A 14,538-nucleotide genomic window follows, 5' to 3' on the forward strand; every position below is an offset into this window, starting at 1 on the left:
GCAACGCATTTGCGGGTGGTCGGCGAATGAAAAAGCCCCCTGACCTGTACTCCAGATCAGAGGGCCTTGGTGGAGCTGCCGGGAATCGAACCCGGGTCCTCCGCCGCATCTCCAGGGCTTCTCCGTGTGCAGTTCGCTATGCCTCTGCTCGGATCTCCCGGTCACGCGAACAAGCCGAGATGACGATCCCAGTCGCTGTTAGATGTCCCATCCGGCGCCGCGACCGCGCCGGACGGTAGAGCCCTCTAGCTGATGCCAGGGACCGGGTCGAGGGCGAACCCGGGCTGACAGACACGCTTCGTTGCTTAGGCAGCGAGAGCGTAGTCGCGCTGATGAGAATCGGCGCTTATAGGGTTACAGCGACGCTTATACGGTGGTCTCCTGCCTGCACCGACACGCTTCCCCTGAATCAACGTACGCAGTCGAAACCGTTCAGCCCCGTCTGTGTTCACCGATTCAGATGAACTTCCCGGCTCTCACCGGGCTACCTATCCTAACACCGCACAAACCTTGGTTCATTCCATTAACGCGCGAGCGGACGGATCAGCCGCGCATGCCCTTGATACGGCGGCCGAGTTCGCGGGTGACCTCGCGTTCGGCGTCGCGTCGGGCAAGGTCCTGGCGCTTGTCGTAGTCCTGCTTACCCTTGGCGAGGGCCAGTTCGACCTTGACCTTGCCGTCGGAGAAGTACATGGACAGCGGGACCAGGGTGAGGCTGGACTCCTTGGTCTTGCCGAGCAGCTTGTCGATCTCGCGACGGTGCAGCAGCAACTTGCGGGTGCGACGCGGGGCGTGATTGGTCCAGGTGCCGTGACCGTACTCGGGCACGTGCAGGCCGCGCAGCCACACCTCACCGTCGTCGATGGAGGCGTAGGCGTCGACCAGCGAGGCCTTGCCCTCGCGCAGGCTCTTCACCTCGGTGCCGACCAGCGCCACGCCGGCCTCGAACGTCTCGAGGATCGCGTAGTTGTGCCTCGCCTTCTTGTTGCTGGCGATGACCTTGCGCCCCTTTTCCTTCATGTCTCCTCTATCGTCCCGTCGCCGGTCGGAATTCCCAACCAGCTTACGGATGGTCCGGCCGGGTTCCGGTGGCCGGGACGCGCCCAGCCCGGACCGGGCGGCCCGGTGTTAATCATGAAACCGGCGCTGGCGTGAGCCAGTTCACAGCGACTCTCCTCGAAAGGACCTCCGTGCATACGGCTTTCATCCGAATCAAGGTCGATCCCGCCGCCGCCGACCAGGTCGCGCAGGCCATGCTGACGCTCACCGCACCCACCCTGGCCGAGCCCGGGTGCCACACCTACGAGTTCTACCGCGACAACGACGACCCGTCACTGTTCCTGTGCTTCGAGCACTGGGATTCCCGCCAGGCCCTCGACGATCACGGCTCGACCCCGCACGTGCAGGCCTTCCTCAGCGAGTTCGGCCCGCACATCCAGGTGTGGGAACAGAACCACACCACAGCCCTGGCCTGATCCGCCGCTCTACCCGGACCGGCCGTCGAGTGCGCGTTCGGCACGCAACTCGGAGGCCGCGTCCTGGTGGGACGGGGCGGCGCCGCCCGCTGCCGGGTTGGGCTGTCCCGTACCGGTATTGATCAGGTTGCGGAGGCTGCCGCCGAGGTACCCGCCCCAGGCGTTCGAGCACACGTCGTAGCACTCGTACTGCGGCACCAGGCCGACGTGGGTGAAGTGAACCTCTGCCCCGCCGTCCTTCTCGGTGATCTCGAAGATGATCTCGGTGCCCTTCCATTCGGCCTGGTCTTCGATGAAATTGAAGTAGTTGTCCACGACGAGCCAGGCCACCTTGCGGCCCGGCACCAATTCCGTGACGCGGACCGTGCAGCGATGCACGTCCTGATAGCGGTGGACGAACTCGCCGCCGACCCGATCGGTGACGCCCTCGGCATCCTCGGACCACCAGCCTCGGACATTGACGATGCCCTCGAAGGCTTCCTGAGGAGACCGATCCACCGAGAACGTGGTGGTGAAATTGCGCGCCGATTCTGCTTGCATCATGAAAGTGAGCTTAAGCGCATTCGATTTCATGATGCAAGCAAAATCACCGTCAGGCTTCCTCACGCACGTCGAGAACGACCTTCGCGCCCGGCGACGCCGCGACCTGCAGGGTGCGCAGGCGCAGCAGCACCGGGTTGTCGGTGAGCAGCTTGGCCGTGTTGGCCAGCGACCGCAGTGCGGCCGCCTCGGCGCGGGCCCGCTCCAGCTCGGCGCGACCGCGCTCACGGGCCAGGACCGTCTCGAGGGCGGCCTTGCGGAGCTCGCCCGGGAGCATGATGTCCTTGGCGCGCACGGCGTCGACCCGGATGCCGAGCCGCTCGACCGCGGCCGCGACCGTCGCCGTCCCGGAACCGAGCAGCGCGCGATCCGCGACCAGCTCGTCGAGGGTGTGCGCGGCCACCAGGTCGCGCGCGACCTCGTGGACCGCTCCGTACAGCGCCATCTCGGCGTTCTGCGCCCCCACGGTGAAGGCCACCGGATCGGTGACCGCCCAGTCGGCGGCGAGGCTCGCGCGCAGCGACAGGCCGTCCGAGGTCAGCAGCTCCTGGCCGCCGACCTGGAGTGTCCGCGGGCGCATATCGACGGTGACGAGCTTGCAGCGCTTCTCGTCGTAGCGGTGGCGGCCCGGCTCCAGCGTCCGCTCCAGGACACCGTCTCGGTACAGCAGGGTGCGCTGCCAATCCATGACAGTCGCATACGTCTTCGTGAACATCGTCTTCGTGAACATCCCAATCTCCTTCCCTCGCTTGGCATCGGGCACGACCGGACACGCCCTGACCGATCACGGCACGCGGCGGGAGCCTCCCCCGTCCGGAGACGGAGAGCTCGCAGAGCCGCGATACCGCCCACGACCGGTCAGGGCGCATCACGTCAAGGAGTCGAACCTCGGCAGATGGAATCTGCGTCACCAGGAAATAGCCACCCCCTATACGGAGAACGCGGTCCGGAGATTCCGGTGCGCCCCTTGGTCGTGGCCGAGATCAACGGTAGCCAGCGCATCGCGCTGCGCGCCAACGATTTTCCGGGCGCGGAACGGCAGCCGTGAAATGCGAAAAGGCCCTTCAGTTTTCACTGAAGGGCCTTTCACAGTAGTCCCGACGGGATTTGAACCCGCGCTACCGCCTTGAGAGGGCGGCGTCCTAGGCCGCTAGACGACGGGACCAGGTCGCTCGCTGCGATCCGTGGACCGCGGCAGCTCCGAAAGCTTATCCTGCCGCCGCCCAGCAACCAAATCGCCTGTTGACAGGCTTGCGGAGGGCCACAGGACCCGCCCACACGGACGCCGCGATCAGCTCCCGGGGACCTCGTCACGCCAGCCGCGCTCGAAGATCACTTCGAGCTTGTCCCCGATCGCGGCCTCGAGATCGATCCCGAGTTCGGCGGCGGTCAGCCACGCGCAGATGACCACGTCCGCCAGCTCGGCCCGCATCTCCTCGAATGTGCCTGTGCGGCGGGCCTGTCCGGACCAGCGGCGGTACGCCCCGACGAACTCGCCCGTCTCCTCGGCCAATGCGAGCACCTGCCGGTTCTGCGACCCCTCGGCCGGGAACCCGGCATCCCGCAGGCGGGCCAGGATTTCGGCCGCGACCTGCGGCATGTCGACTGTCATGGCGGCGACCGTTCTCTCGATGGTTCGCGGCTCTACTGGTAGTCCGGCGGCAGATCGTCGAATTCCGGCGGCGCCTCATCGGGCCAGGGGATGTCGTCGGCCGCAGCGAAGCCGCTCGCCCGCGCGGCGAAGCCAGGCGCTAGTCTGGCGGAGCCGGCGGCCGGGTCAGCGGAGCGAGGCGCCGACGCGGCGGAGCCAGGTTTCGACGCGGTGGCGCTCGACCCGCGGCCCGCGGTGGACGTCGTGGCGGCACGCGTGCCGCGCCGCGCTCCGGGGGCAGCCGTCGCGAGCCCCTCGGTCGCCCCGAACCTGGACCCCGAAGCCGGGGCCGAAACCGCCGAGCCAGCCGAGGCCGACCCGGAAGCCGGTGCGGGACTCGCCGATTCGCGCCGTGGGCGAGCGGTGGCCACTGAACCACCCGCATCCGAGGAGCCGCGGGCGACCGCGGAATCACCGGCGGGCACAGAGTCACCGGCGACCGCCGCACCGCCTGCGATCACGGAGCCACCGGCTGCCGCAGAGCCACCCCCGGCGTCGGAGCCGCCCGCCGCGGCGATCACCTCGAGCACGCCTTCGCCGTACTTCGCGCGCTTGTTCTCGCCGATCCCGGAGATGCCCGCGAGATCGGACAGCGAGGCGGGCTTGCGGGTGGCGATGTCGCGCAGCGTCGCGTCGTGGAAGACGACGTAGGCGGGCACGCCCTGTTCCTTGGCGGTGGCGGCACGCCAGGCGCGCAGCTTCTCGAACAGGTCGGTATCGGACTTGCTGAGGTCGCCCGCCGCGAGGCGGGAACCCTTGGCGGGCTTGGAGGTTCGTGCGGCCTTGCTGCGTTCGGGCTCGCGGCGGAGCATGACCTCGCGCTTCTCGAACAGCACCTGGTTGCTGGATTCGGTGAGCGTCAGGACCCCGTAGTCGCCGTGCACGGCGAGCAGCCCCTGCGCCAGCAGCTGGCGGATCACCCCGCGCCATTCGATATCGCGCAGTTCGGTGCCGATGCCGAAGACCTTCAGCTCGTGATGGGCGTGCTGCTCCACCTTGGGATTGCGCTTGCCGATCAGGATGTCCACGATGTGCCCCGCGCCGAAGCTCTGCCCGCGTTCCCGCTTGAGCCGCAGCACGGTGGAGAGCACCTTCTGCGCGGGCACGGTGCCGTCCCACGCCTCGGGCGCAGTGAGGCAGGTGTCGCAGTTGCCGCAGCGCTCCCCCCGCTGCCCGAAGTAGGCGAGCAGCTGGACCCGGCGGCACTGGACGGTCTCGCACAACGCGAGCATGGCCTCCAGGTGCAGCTGCAGCTGACGGCGGTGCATGGCGTCGCCGTCGGAGGAGTCGATCATCTTGCGTTGCTGCACAACGTCGCTGAGGCCGTACACCATCCACGCGGTGGACGGCTGCCCGTCACGTCCGGCGCGGCCGGTCTCCTGGTAGTAGCCCTCCACCGATTTGGGCAGGTCCAGGTGGGCGACGAACCGCACGTCCGGCTTGTCGATACCCATGCCGAAGGCGATGGTGGCGACCACGACCAGGCCGTCCTCGCGCAGGAACCGCGATTGGTTGGTCGCGCGGGTCCGGTTGTCCAGGCCGGCGTGATACGGCACCGCTTCCACACCGTTGGCGGTCAGGAACGCCGCGGTCTTCTCCACCGAATTGCGGGATAGGCAGTAGACGATGCCCGCGTCGCCGGCGTGTTCGTTCTGGATGAACGACAGCAACTGATGCTCGGCCCGGTTCTTGCCCTCGATCCGGTACTGGATATTGGGCCGGTCGAAGCTGGCCACGAAGTGCTTGGCCCCGCGCCCCTCGAGCAGGTCCAGCCGTTCGGCGATCTCCTTGCGGGTGGCCTCGGTGGCGGTGGCGGTGAGTGCGATGCGCGGCACGTCCGGCCAGCGCTCGTGCAGCATGGACAGGCCCAGATAGTCGGGCCGGAAGTCGTGGCCCCACTGCGACACACAGTGCGCCTCGTCGATGGCGAAGACCGAGATCTTGCCCCGGTCCAGCAGCTGGGCGGTGGATTCCAGCCGCAGCCGCTCGGGTGCGAGGTAGAGCACGTCCAGCTCCCCCGCCACGAATTGCGCCTCGACCGTGCGCCGTTCGTCGGGGAACTGTGTGGAGTTGAGGAACCCGGCCCGCACGCCCACCGCGGTGAGCGCGTCGACCTGGTCCTGCATGAGGGCGATGAGCGGCGAGATGACCACGCCGACACCCGGCCGGACCAGCGCCGGGATCTGATAACACAGCGACTTGCCGCCACCGGTGGGCATGAGCACCAGGGCGTCGCCGCCGGAGATCACTTGTTCGACGATCTCCCGCTGTGGCCCGCGAAAATTGTCGTACCCGAACGTCTTCCGCAAAACCTGGTGTGCCGGATCACTTCCGGCATCACCCAGGTTCCCGTCAATGGTCTCGACCTCCGGCGCACTCACGACGGCAATCCTACGGACACCATCCGACGACCGGTGCCCGCTCGAGAACTTCGCACCCCGTCACTCGCGCACGTAGTACCGCAAGGCGACATACGCGGTGAGAGCGGCGAATCCGATACCGATCGGTGTGACGACCATGGCCACGGCCGCGATGTCGTCGCCGGTGATCCGCGGCAGCACCTGATCGTTGAACAGCGACCCCAGGGCCCGGTTGATCACCAGCGGCTGCGCCACGAACAGACCACCCACGGCCAGCACCGATCCCACCAACGCCGCCAGCACGGCTTCCAGCAGGAACGGCAGCTGCGTGTACCAGCGGGTGGCGCCGACCAGTCGCATGATGCCGACCTCGGTCCGCCGGGCCAGCGCCGCGACCTGCACCATATTGGCGATCAGCATCAAGGCGGCGAGGGCTTGCAGCGCCGCCAATCCGAAGGCGGCATTGCGCAATCCGACGAAGAAGCTGACCAGCCGGTCCACGATGTCCATGTCATTGAGCACGGTCATGACGCCGGGCCGCTTGGAGAAGTCGTCGTAGATGGACCGGTACTTGGTGACGTCGTCGAGCTTCACCCGGAACGAGGCGGGCAGGCCGTCCTTGCTCACCTCGTCGGCGAGTCCCGGCTGATCCTTGAAGGTGGTCTCCTTGACCTCTTTCACCGCGTCCGAGCTATTGATGAACTGCACGTTCGCCACATAGTCGTGCTTCTTCAGATCCGCCATGAGCGAGGCGCACGGCTGTCCCGTGCAGTCCGGGTCCGTCTTCGACACCTGATCGTCGAGGTACAGCCGGATCTCCACGCGCTGGACGTAGTAGTCCTGGATCTTGTCCGCCATCCGGACCGCGAGCAGACCGCCGCCGAGCATGGTCAGCGACACCGCGGTGGTGAGGATCATGGCGATGGTCATGGTGACATTGCGGCGCAGGCCGGTGAAGACCTCGCTGAACAGGAATCCCGCGCGCATTATCGGCCCACCCCGTAGACGCCCATCTCGTCGTCGCGCACGATGCGTCCGCGATCGAGTTCGACCACGCGCCGGCGCATGGCGTCGACGATGGTGTTGTCATGGGTGGCCATGACCACCGTGGTTCCGGTGCGGTTGATGCGTTCGAGCAGCATCATGATGTCCTGACTGGTCTCCGGGTCGAGGTTGCCGGTCGGTTCGTCCGCCAGCAGCACCAGCGGCCGGTTCACGAAGGCGCGGGCGAGCGCGACGCGCTGCTGCTCACCGCCGGACAGTTCGCCGGGCAGCCGGTCGGCCTTGCCCGCGAGCCCCACCATGTCGAGCGCCTCGGGCACCGACCGATTGATGAATGCTCGCGATTTGCCGATCACCTCCAGCGCGAACGCGACATTCTGTTCCACCGTCTTCTGCTGCAGCAGCCGGAAGTCCTGGAAGACGCACCCGATGCGCTGGCGCAGCTTGGGAACCTTGCGCCCGGGCAGCCGGTCGACCCGGAAGTCGGCGACCCACACCTCACCGGTGGTCGGCTTCTCGTCCTTCAACAGCATCCGCATGAACGTGGACTTTCCGGAGCCCGAGGGCCCGATAACGAAGACGAACTCGCCTTTTCCGATATCGACGGAGACATTGTCCAGCGCCGGCCGCGTCGAGGTCTGATACGACTTGGTGACGTTGCGCAGGGTTATCACGGGGAGCCAGTGTAGCCAGCACGACCGCGCGGCCGACCACACCGCGCGGGTGGGGAGTCAGCGCCGCGTGTGCTCGGATGTGTTTGGCAGATAGTTGCTGAGCACGGTATTCACGATCGGCGGGGTGCTTTTGGGCTCGTGTCCGGCGGGCTTGACGACCACGTAGAGCACGAATGTCGCGACCCACACGGCCATCAGGATCGCGGTGGACTTACGGATTCGCTTGATCGGCACCGACACTCATACCCTCCCGGCGCAGTGCCGCGGCCACCCGCACACGGAGCTCGCGCCCGACTTCGAACTGTTTGCCCGGGAGCGTCCGGGCCACCATCTTGATGTTCATCTGATTGACGGTGAGATCTTCGACACCCATCACGCTGGGCTGGTCCAGCAGCAGGGCCTTCAGCTTGCGATCGGAGAACGCCTTGGCCCCGACATCGCGCAGGACTTCGTTGACCTTGTTGATGTCGGACGTGGCGGGCACCGGCACATCGATGGCGGCGCGCGCCCAATCCTTGGACAGGTTGGTCACCTTCACGATCTGACCGTTGGGAACGATGACCACTTCGCCGTCCGCGCTGCGCAAGGTGGTGATGCGCAGCGTGACGTCCTCCACCGTACCCTCGGCCTCCGCGGAGTTCCCGCTGACCGCGATCCGCACGACATCGCCGAAGCCGTACTGCCTTTCGGTGATCAGGAAGAATCCCGCGAGCAGATCCTGCACGATGCGCTGCGCGCCGAAACCCAGCGCCGCGCCCAGCACCGCCGCCGGGGCGACCAGTCCGCCCAGCTCGAAGCCCAAGCGCCGCAACACTTCCAGCGAGACCAGGAAGTAGACGATGGACAACACCACCCAGGTGATCACCTGGGCCAGCGCGTGCCGGTGCTTGGACGCCTCCGACCGCACCAGCGAGTCACTGCTGCGGAATCCGGCGTCGATGCGCCGGGTGATCCGGTCCCGCACATAGTTCGCGCCGCGGCTGAAGAGCATGGTGCCCACGACGAGCAGCACGATCTCCAAGCCGCTGGACCGCAGCCAATTTCCGAACTCTGTATTCATAGCGCCTCCGCTCCCCTCCGCCGTGCGGAGCGGGCAAGCCGAGTTGATCTAGTTGGCCGCCGACTGCTCCCGCATGCGCCAACGAATTCCGGCTTCGATGAAAGCATCGATGTCGCCGTCGAGCACGGCGGAGGGGTTGTTGACCTCGTAGTTGGTGCGCAGATCCTTGACCATCTGGTACGGGTGCAGCACGTAGGACCGCATCTGGTTGCCCCAGGACGCGCCCTCGTTGGTCTTGAGCGCGTCCATCTGGGCGCGTTCTTCCTGCCGCTTGCGCTCGAGCAGCTTGGCCTGCAGCACGCGCATGGCCGAGATCTTGTTCTGCAGCTGCGACTTCTCGTTCTGGCAGGTGACCACGATGCCGGTCGGGATGTGGGTCAGGCGGACCGCGGAGTCGGTGGTGTTGACCGACTGACCGCCCGGACCCGAGGAGCGGTACACGTCGACGCGGACCTCGCCCTCGGGGATCTCGATGTGGTCGGTGGTCTCGACGACGGGCAGCACCTCGACCTCGGCGAAGGAGGTCTGGCGGCGGCCCTGGTTGTCGAACGGGCTGATACGGACCAGTCGGTGCGTACCCATTTCGACCGACAGCGTGCCGTAGGCGTAGGGCACCTTCACCGCGAAGGTCGCCGACTTGATGCCCGCCTCTTCCGCATAGGAGGTGTCGTAGATCTCGACCGGGTACTTGTGTCCCTCGGCCCAGCGCACGTACATGCGCATCAGCATCTGCGCCCAGTCCGCGGCGTCCACGCCACCCGCGCCGGAACGAATGTTGACCAGCGCCTCACGCTTGTCGTATTCGCCCGAGAGCAGCGTCCGGACTTCCATCGCCTCGACGTCGGCGTGCAGGGCGGCCCGCTCGGCGTCGGCGTCGGCCAGCGCCGCGACCTGGTCCGCGCCCTCCTCGGCCTCGGCGAGCTCATAGAGCACCGGCAGATCCTCGAGCCGCTGCCGCAGGTCGCGCACCCGCCGCAGTTCGGCCTGGGCGTGCGACAACTCACTGGTCACGCTCTGCGCGTGCTCCTGGTTGTTCCACAGCTCCGGGTCGGCCGCCTGGTGTTCCAGCTCGTCGATGCGGCGAGCCAGCTCGTCGATATCGAGCACCGACTCGATGGTCTTCAGAGTGGTGTCGAGTTCGGCCAGATCAGCGGAGACGTCAGGATGCACGGTGTTCAAATCTACCGTCCCGCCGCACCGGGCCCTAACTTCGGCATTCCCCCGCTTCCCCGAGCGGTCGGCGAGCCAGCCACCGGCAACTATTGCCGCGACTCACCCGGCGACGGCACGTAGCCCGCCGGGGCGGCGACCGACCAGACGATCGAGGGCGGCGGCGGTGGCGTCGTCGGCGGGCAGGTAGACGATGAGGGTCTGGTCGTCATCCGCCGAGAAGTGCAGGGTCTCGTAGGCCAGGCGCAGCGACCCGGCCTCGGGGTGTTCGAGGCGGCCGACGCCATTGGTGTCGGGCAAGCCGGGGATGGTGTCGAGCCGGTCGGTGAATTCCGGGCCCAGGGTCGCGGCGAGCTCGTCGAACAGCGCGTTCACGTGCGGGTCGGCGCGGCCCGGACCCTGTTTGAGGGTGGCGACCACCTTGTCCGCCTTGTGTTCCCAGTCGGGGTAGAACTCCCGGGCGCGCGGGTCGGACAGCACGTAGCGGGCGTAGTTGCCGGGCAGTCCGGCGTCGAGCATGCCGATCGGTCCGAACAGGGCGCGGTAGCCGTCGGTCACGGCGAGGATCTCGGTGAGGCGGTTCATCACGGCGGCGGGCGCGGGCTCGAGCTGATCCAGCATGGCCCGCACGGCGGGGCGGATGCGGCGGTTGGGCCCGGATGCGCCGCGGCAGTTGAAGTTCGGATCCCCCGCCTTCGCGAAACCGAGCAGGTGCACGCGCTGCGCGGGAGTCAGTCGGAGCGCGTCGGCCAGCGCGATCAGCACCGGCGAGGACGGATGCCGGTCGCGCCCCTGCTCGAGCCGGGTCAGGTATTCCACGGAAACACCCGCGAGCGTGGCCAATTCGGCCCGGCGCAGCCCGGGCGTGCGCCGCCGGGGACCGGTCGGCAGGCCCACCTCCGCGGGTGTGACGGCCTCGCGGCGCAGGCGCAGGAACAGTCCCAGCTCGTTCTCACTCACGTTTTCGACGGTAACAACCGGGGCGGTCGCGGAGGGTGTCCCTGCCACTACCACCCTCAGCGTGGTCTCCCTACCGGTCTCGCGAACTCGCAGAGTTGATCCCGAGCGGCCGACCGGCCGCACCGGATCCCCGAAGGAGTCCATCATGACCAGCACGTCCCTGCGCCTCGCGGTGATCATCGGCAGCGTCCGGGAGGGACGCTTCGGACCGGTGGTGGCCGACTGGTTCGCCGCGCGGGCCCGCGTCCACGGCGCATTCGAGGTGGATGTGATCGATCTGGCCGACTACGACCTGCCGCACGAACTGCCCGCGATCCCGCTGGCGATGGAGCCGAATCCGGCCCGCCCCGGCAAGGGCGACGAGTTGGCGGCGCGGCTGGCGGCGGCGGACGCGTTCGTGGTCGTCACGCCCGATATCAACCGCAGCTTCCCGTCGTCTCTCAAGACGGCTATCGACTGGCATGTCACCGAATGGGATCGCAAGACGGTGGGATTCGTCGGCTACAGCGGTGGATCCGGCGGGCTGCTGGCGATCGAGGGTCTGCGCGCGGTGTTCAACGAGCTGAACGCCCACACGGTGCGGAATTATCTCTCGTTCTCCCGCTACTACCTGCTGTTCGACCAGTCGGGCGCGCTGATCGAGCCCGCCGAGTACGAGGAGGCCGCCGACCGTCTGCTGACTCAGCTGCACTGGTGGGCAACGGCCCTCGGCGCCGCCCGGCGGGCCGCTGTTCCGGCCTGACCTGCCGTTGGGATACCCAGAGCGAGCAAATCTCCGCTCACCGGTGTGCCATCCATCGTTCGGGACGTGGGACACCCGGTGTTAACGGGGGAGGACTAACGTGCTCGGGGTGACCGGATACTCCGCTGACCTGGAACTTGCGCTGAGGCTGGCCGACGCGGCCGATGTGATAACCCGTGAGCGGTTCGGGGCGCTCGACTTGAAGATCGATTCGAAACCGGATCTGACGCCGGTGTCGGACGCGGATCTGGCGGTCGAGCGGATGGTGCGGGAGGTGCTCGCGGCCGAGCGCCCCGACGATCTGGTGCTCGGCGAGGAATTCGGCGGGGATGCCGAGTTCACGGGGCGGCAGTGGGTGATCGATCCGATCGACGGGACCAAGAACTTCGTGCGCGGCGTGCCGGTGTGGGCCTCGCTCATCTCGCTGCTGGAAGACGGTGTGCCGGTGGTGGGCGTGGTGAGCGCGCCCGGCCTGTCGCGGCGCTGGTGGGCGGCGTCGGGCCACGGCGCCTGGAGCTCCTTCGAAAAGGGTGAGCCCAAGGCGATTTCGGTGTCCGCGGTGGCGGAGCTGGGAGCGTCCAGCCTGGCGATCTCGAGCCTATCCGGCTGGCGGGCGATCGGCCGCCGCGCCAAACTCATCGCGCTCACCGACGAAGTGTGGCGGGTGCGCGGATACGGCGACTTCTACGGCTACGCGCTGCTGGCGGAGGGTGCGGTGGACATCGTCACCGAGCCGGAACTGTCGCTGTGGGACATGGCCGCGCTCGACATTCTGATTCGTGAGGCGGGCGGCACCTTCACCTCGCTCGACGGCAATCCTGGGCCGCACGGCGGCAGTGCGGTGGCGACCAATTCGCATCTGCAGGACCAGGTTCTGGCGGCACTGCAGGCCTGATTCGAATTCTTCGGGGAGTGCCCGGCGCGGGCTGCGGTCCCGCCACCGGGCGCGTGGCTGCACCTGAACTTCCGGTGCGGCTACGCTTTATCGTGCTGCGTTGCTACGGGTTTCAGCCCAGCGGGATGCAGACCGAGCCGGCGTCGATGTAGGGGCCGCCGAGGGCGGAGGAGCCCACACCGACCGAGCCCAGGCCGATCTCGGTGTTCAGCACGCCGCTGCCACAGCCGGGGCCATTGCTCGAGCCGAGGCTGGAGCCGGTGATGCCGATGTCGATGTTCTGCAGCGGCACTTCGGCATTCACGGCGGGGGCGGTGAGGAAGAGACCGGCGGCGACGAAGCCGACCGTTCCGAGCGCGATCTTCATTATGTACGAGCCTCCATCAGGATCGGGTTATGCGCCGACACCTTAGCCCAGCTCGCCTCCGTTTGAAGTGAGTTTGTTTCACTAGATCCGGGTTACGTCATGGGCACGTTCGAGCCACCGCTCTGACCTCGTGATTCGACAACACTCGACGACAGTTCTTACTCTGAAGTAAGATAGTCTTACTCAGGAGTAAGATTGCTGGGCAGGATCACCCACCTCCTCGATAGAAACTTGGTGATTATGAGCACTCGAGACACCGCAACGAAGCGGGATACGTCCGCCGTTGGCCTCAACCCGGTCAAACGTGACTGGATGGGCGCGGCGATGCGGGTCATGACGACCATCACGGGGTCCGACCTGGCCGAGAAGTACAACCTGCGCAAGCCGATCGAGCGTCTCACCTATGAGGGCACCAAGACCGGATTCCGCACCCTCGGTGCCGCGACCCGCGCGTTCGAGAAGGTCGCCGGCGGTGGCGCTCCGAAGCGTCTGCCCGCCAACGAGTCTCGCAAGAAGGACTACTTCGACCTCACCCCGACCGACGAGCAGCAGATGATCGTCGAGACGGTGCGTGACTTCGCCGGCGAGATCCTGCGCCCGGCCGCGTACGAGGCCGACAACTCGGCCAAGGCGCCGCGCGACCTGCTGGAGCGGGCCGCCGAGCTGGGCGTCACGCTGATCAACGTGCCCGAGGAGCTCGAGGGCGCGGCCTCCGAGCGGGGCGCGGTCACCAACTCGCTGGTCGCCGAGGCGCTGGCGTACGGCGACATGGGCCTGGCGCTGCCGATCCTGGCGCCGAGCGGTGTCGCCGTCGCGCTGTCGCAGTGGGGCACCGACGCGCAGCAGAAGAGCTACCTGGGCGCGTACGCGGGCGAGAACGTGCCGCAGTCCTCGGTGGTCATCGCCGAGCCGCAGGCGCTGTTCGATCCGTTCGCGCTGAAGACCAAGGCCACCCGCTCCCCCAGCGGTTTCCGCCTCAACGGCGTGAAGACCCTGGTCCCGGCCGCCGGTGACGCCGAGCTGTTCATCGTCGCCGCCGAACTGGACGGCCGCCCGACCTTCTTCATCGTCGAGTCCGACACCGAGGGCCTGGTGATCGAGGCGGACCCGAGCATGGGTATGCGGGCCGCGGGCCTGGGTCGCCTGATCCTGAACAATGTCGCGGTTCCCGCGACCGCCCTGCTGGGTGACTCCGAGGGCGCGGTGCGCGCCGAGGAGTACGCCGACGCGGTGCGGCTGGCTCGCCTGGGCTGGGCCTCGCTGGCCATCGGCACCGGTCAGGCCGTACTGGACTACGTGATTCCGTACGTGAAGGAGCGGGAGGCGTTCGGTGAGCCGATCGCGCACCGGCAGGCGGTCGCGTTCATGGTCGCGAACATGGCGATCGAGCTGGACGGTCTTCGTCTCGTGACGCTGCGGGGTGCGTCTCGCGCCGAGCAGGGCCTGTCCTTCGCCCGCGAGGCCGCGCTGGCCAAGAAGCTGGCCACCGACAAGGGCATGCAGATCGGCCTCGACGGCGTGCAGCTGCTCGGCGGCCACGGCTTCACCAAGGAACACCCGGTCGAGCGCTGGTACCGCGATCTGCGCGGTGTGGGCGTCGCCGAGGGCGTCGTTCTCCTCTGACCCGACTTCTCAACGGAGA

Annotated in this window: 16 protein-coding genes, 1 tRNA gene and 1 other RNA gene; 4 read left to right on the forward strand and 14 right to left on the reverse strand. The window is 67.5% G+C overall.

Going from position 1 to position 14,538, the window contains the following annotated elements:
• Positions 1–67: 67 nt before the first annotated feature.
• Both ssrA and smpB read right to left on the reverse strand, forming a co-directional pair.
• Positions 68–440: a transfer-messenger RNA gene (gene ssrA, locus ABZ412_RS29920) on the reverse strand.
• A 103-nt stretch (positions 441–543) separates the two neighbouring features.
• Positions 544–1,020 carry an SsrA-binding protein SmpB gene (gene smpB / locus ABZ412_RS29925; protein WP_040860814.1) on the reverse strand — a complete coding sequence of 159 codons (477 nt, stop codon included), beginning with the start codon at positions 1,018–1,020 and terminating at the stop codon, positions 544–546.
• Between the two features lie 170 nt (positions 1,021–1,190).
• On the opposite strand from smpB, the gene ABZ412_RS29930 reads away from it, so the two are divergent.
• The gene (locus tag ABZ412_RS29930) at positions 1,191–1,475 is read left to right on the forward strand and encodes a putative quinol monooxygenase (protein WP_357086616.1); all 285 of its coding nucleotides are present in this window, start codon (positions 1,191–1,193) and stop codon (positions 1,473–1,475) included.
• 9 nt (positions 1,476–1,484) lie between these two features.
• Here ABZ412_RS29930 and ABZ412_RS29935 read toward each other — a convergent pair whose 3' ends face one another.
• The 11 genes from ABZ412_RS29935 to ABZ412_RS29985 form a co-directional block, all read right to left on the reverse strand.
• On the reverse strand, positions 1,485–2,018 hold the full coding sequence (locus tag ABZ412_RS29935) for an SRPBCC domain-containing protein (RefSeq protein WP_357286727.1): 534 nt from the start codon (positions 2,016–2,018) through the stop codon (positions 1,485–1,487).
• A 49-nt stretch (positions 2,019–2,067) separates the two neighbouring features.
• Positions 2,068–2,745: a slipin family protein gene (locus tag ABZ412_RS29940; protein WP_357286729.1), complete on the reverse strand. Its 678-nt coding sequence runs from the start codon at positions 2,743–2,745 to the stop codon at positions 2,068–2,070.
• 362 nt (positions 2,746–3,107) lie between these two features.
• Positions 3,108–3,180: transfer RNA gene (locus ABZ412_RS29945), tRNA-Glu, on the reverse strand.
• A 126-nt stretch (positions 3,181–3,306) separates the two neighbouring features.
• Positions 3,307–3,627 carry a hypothetical protein gene (locus ABZ412_RS29950; protein WP_357286732.1) on the reverse strand — a complete coding sequence of 107 codons (321 nt, stop codon included), beginning with the start codon at positions 3,625–3,627 and terminating at the stop codon, positions 3,307–3,309.
• A 32-nt stretch (positions 3,628–3,659) separates the two neighbouring features.
• Positions 3,660–6,047, reverse strand: a complete 2,388-nt coding sequence (recQ, locus tag ABZ412_RS29955; RefSeq protein ID WP_357286734.1) for a DNA helicase RecQ — start codon at positions 6,045–6,047, stop codon at positions 3,660–3,662.
• 60 nt (positions 6,048–6,107) lie between these two features.
• Positions 6,108–7,013, reverse strand: a complete 906-nt coding sequence (ftsX, locus tag ABZ412_RS29960; protein ID WP_357286737.1) for a permease-like cell division protein FtsX — start codon at positions 7,011–7,013, stop codon at positions 6,108–6,110.
• The gene (gene ftsE, locus ABZ412_RS29965) at positions 7,013–7,702 is read right to left on the reverse strand and encodes a cell division ATP-binding protein FtsE (RefSeq protein ID WP_357086625.1); all 690 of its coding nucleotides are present in this window, start codon (positions 7,700–7,702) and stop codon (positions 7,013–7,015) included. The genes ftsX and ftsE overlap by 1 nt, the downstream gene beginning before the upstream one ends.
• Before the next feature lie 57 nt (positions 7,703–7,759).
• Positions 7,760–7,936, reverse strand: a complete 177-nt coding sequence (locus tag ABZ412_RS29970; RefSeq protein ID WP_357286740.1) for a hypothetical protein — start codon at positions 7,934–7,936, stop codon at positions 7,760–7,762.
• On the reverse strand, positions 7,914–8,762 hold the full coding sequence (locus ABZ412_RS29975) for a mechanosensitive ion channel family protein (protein WP_357286743.1): 849 nt from the start codon (positions 8,760–8,762) through the stop codon (positions 7,914–7,916). Before ABZ412_RS29975 ends, ABZ412_RS29970 begins: the two co-directional genes overlap by 23 nt.
• 48 nt (positions 8,763–8,810) lie before the next feature.
• Positions 8,811–9,932: a peptide chain release factor 2 gene (gene prfB / locus ABZ412_RS29980; RefSeq protein ID WP_357286745.1), complete on the reverse strand. Its 1,122-nt coding sequence runs from the start codon at positions 9,930–9,932 to the stop codon at positions 8,811–8,813.
• Between the two features lie 102 nt (positions 9,933–10,034).
• Complete coding sequence (locus tag ABZ412_RS29985; protein ID WP_357286748.1) at positions 10,035–10,892, reverse strand: helix-turn-helix transcriptional regulator; 858 nt, start codon at positions 10,890–10,892, stop codon at positions 10,035–10,037.
• Between the two features lie 142 nt (positions 10,893–11,034).
• On the opposite strand from ABZ412_RS29985, the gene ABZ412_RS29990 reads away from it, so the two are divergent.
• Both ABZ412_RS29990 and hisN read left to right on the forward strand, forming a co-directional pair.
• The gene (locus ABZ412_RS29990) at positions 11,035–11,634 is read left to right on the forward strand and encodes an NAD(P)H-dependent oxidoreductase (protein WP_357287001.1); all 600 of its coding nucleotides are present in this window, start codon (positions 11,035–11,037) and stop codon (positions 11,632–11,634) included.
• A 109-nt stretch (positions 11,635–11,743) separates the two neighbouring features.
• Positions 11,744–12,529: a histidinol-phosphatase gene (gene hisN, locus ABZ412_RS29995; protein ID WP_357286751.1), complete on the forward strand. Its 786-nt coding sequence runs from the start codon at positions 11,744–11,746 to the stop codon at positions 12,527–12,529.
• Between the two features lie 112 nt (positions 12,530–12,641).
• Here the strand turns inward: hisN and ABZ412_RS30000 are convergent, their stop codons facing one another.
• On the reverse strand, positions 12,642–12,896 hold the full coding sequence (locus ABZ412_RS30000) for a hypothetical protein (RefSeq protein WP_357286754.1): 255 nt from the start codon (positions 12,894–12,896) through the stop codon (positions 12,642–12,644).
• A 240-nt stretch (positions 12,897–13,136) separates the two neighbouring features.
• Here ABZ412_RS30000 and ABZ412_RS30005 point away from each other — a divergent pair, with 240 nt between their 5' ends.
• Positions 13,137–14,519: an acyl-CoA dehydrogenase family protein gene (locus ABZ412_RS30005; RefSeq protein WP_357086639.1), complete on the forward strand. Its 1,383-nt coding sequence runs from the start codon at positions 13,137–13,139 to the stop codon at positions 14,517–14,519.
• Positions 14,520–14,538: the final 19 nt, after the last annotated feature.

The organism is Nocardia sp. NPDC005746, assembly GCF_040630785.1.
Classification (GTDB): Bacteria; Actinomycetota; Actinomycetes; order Mycobacteriales; family Mycobacteriaceae; genus Nocardia.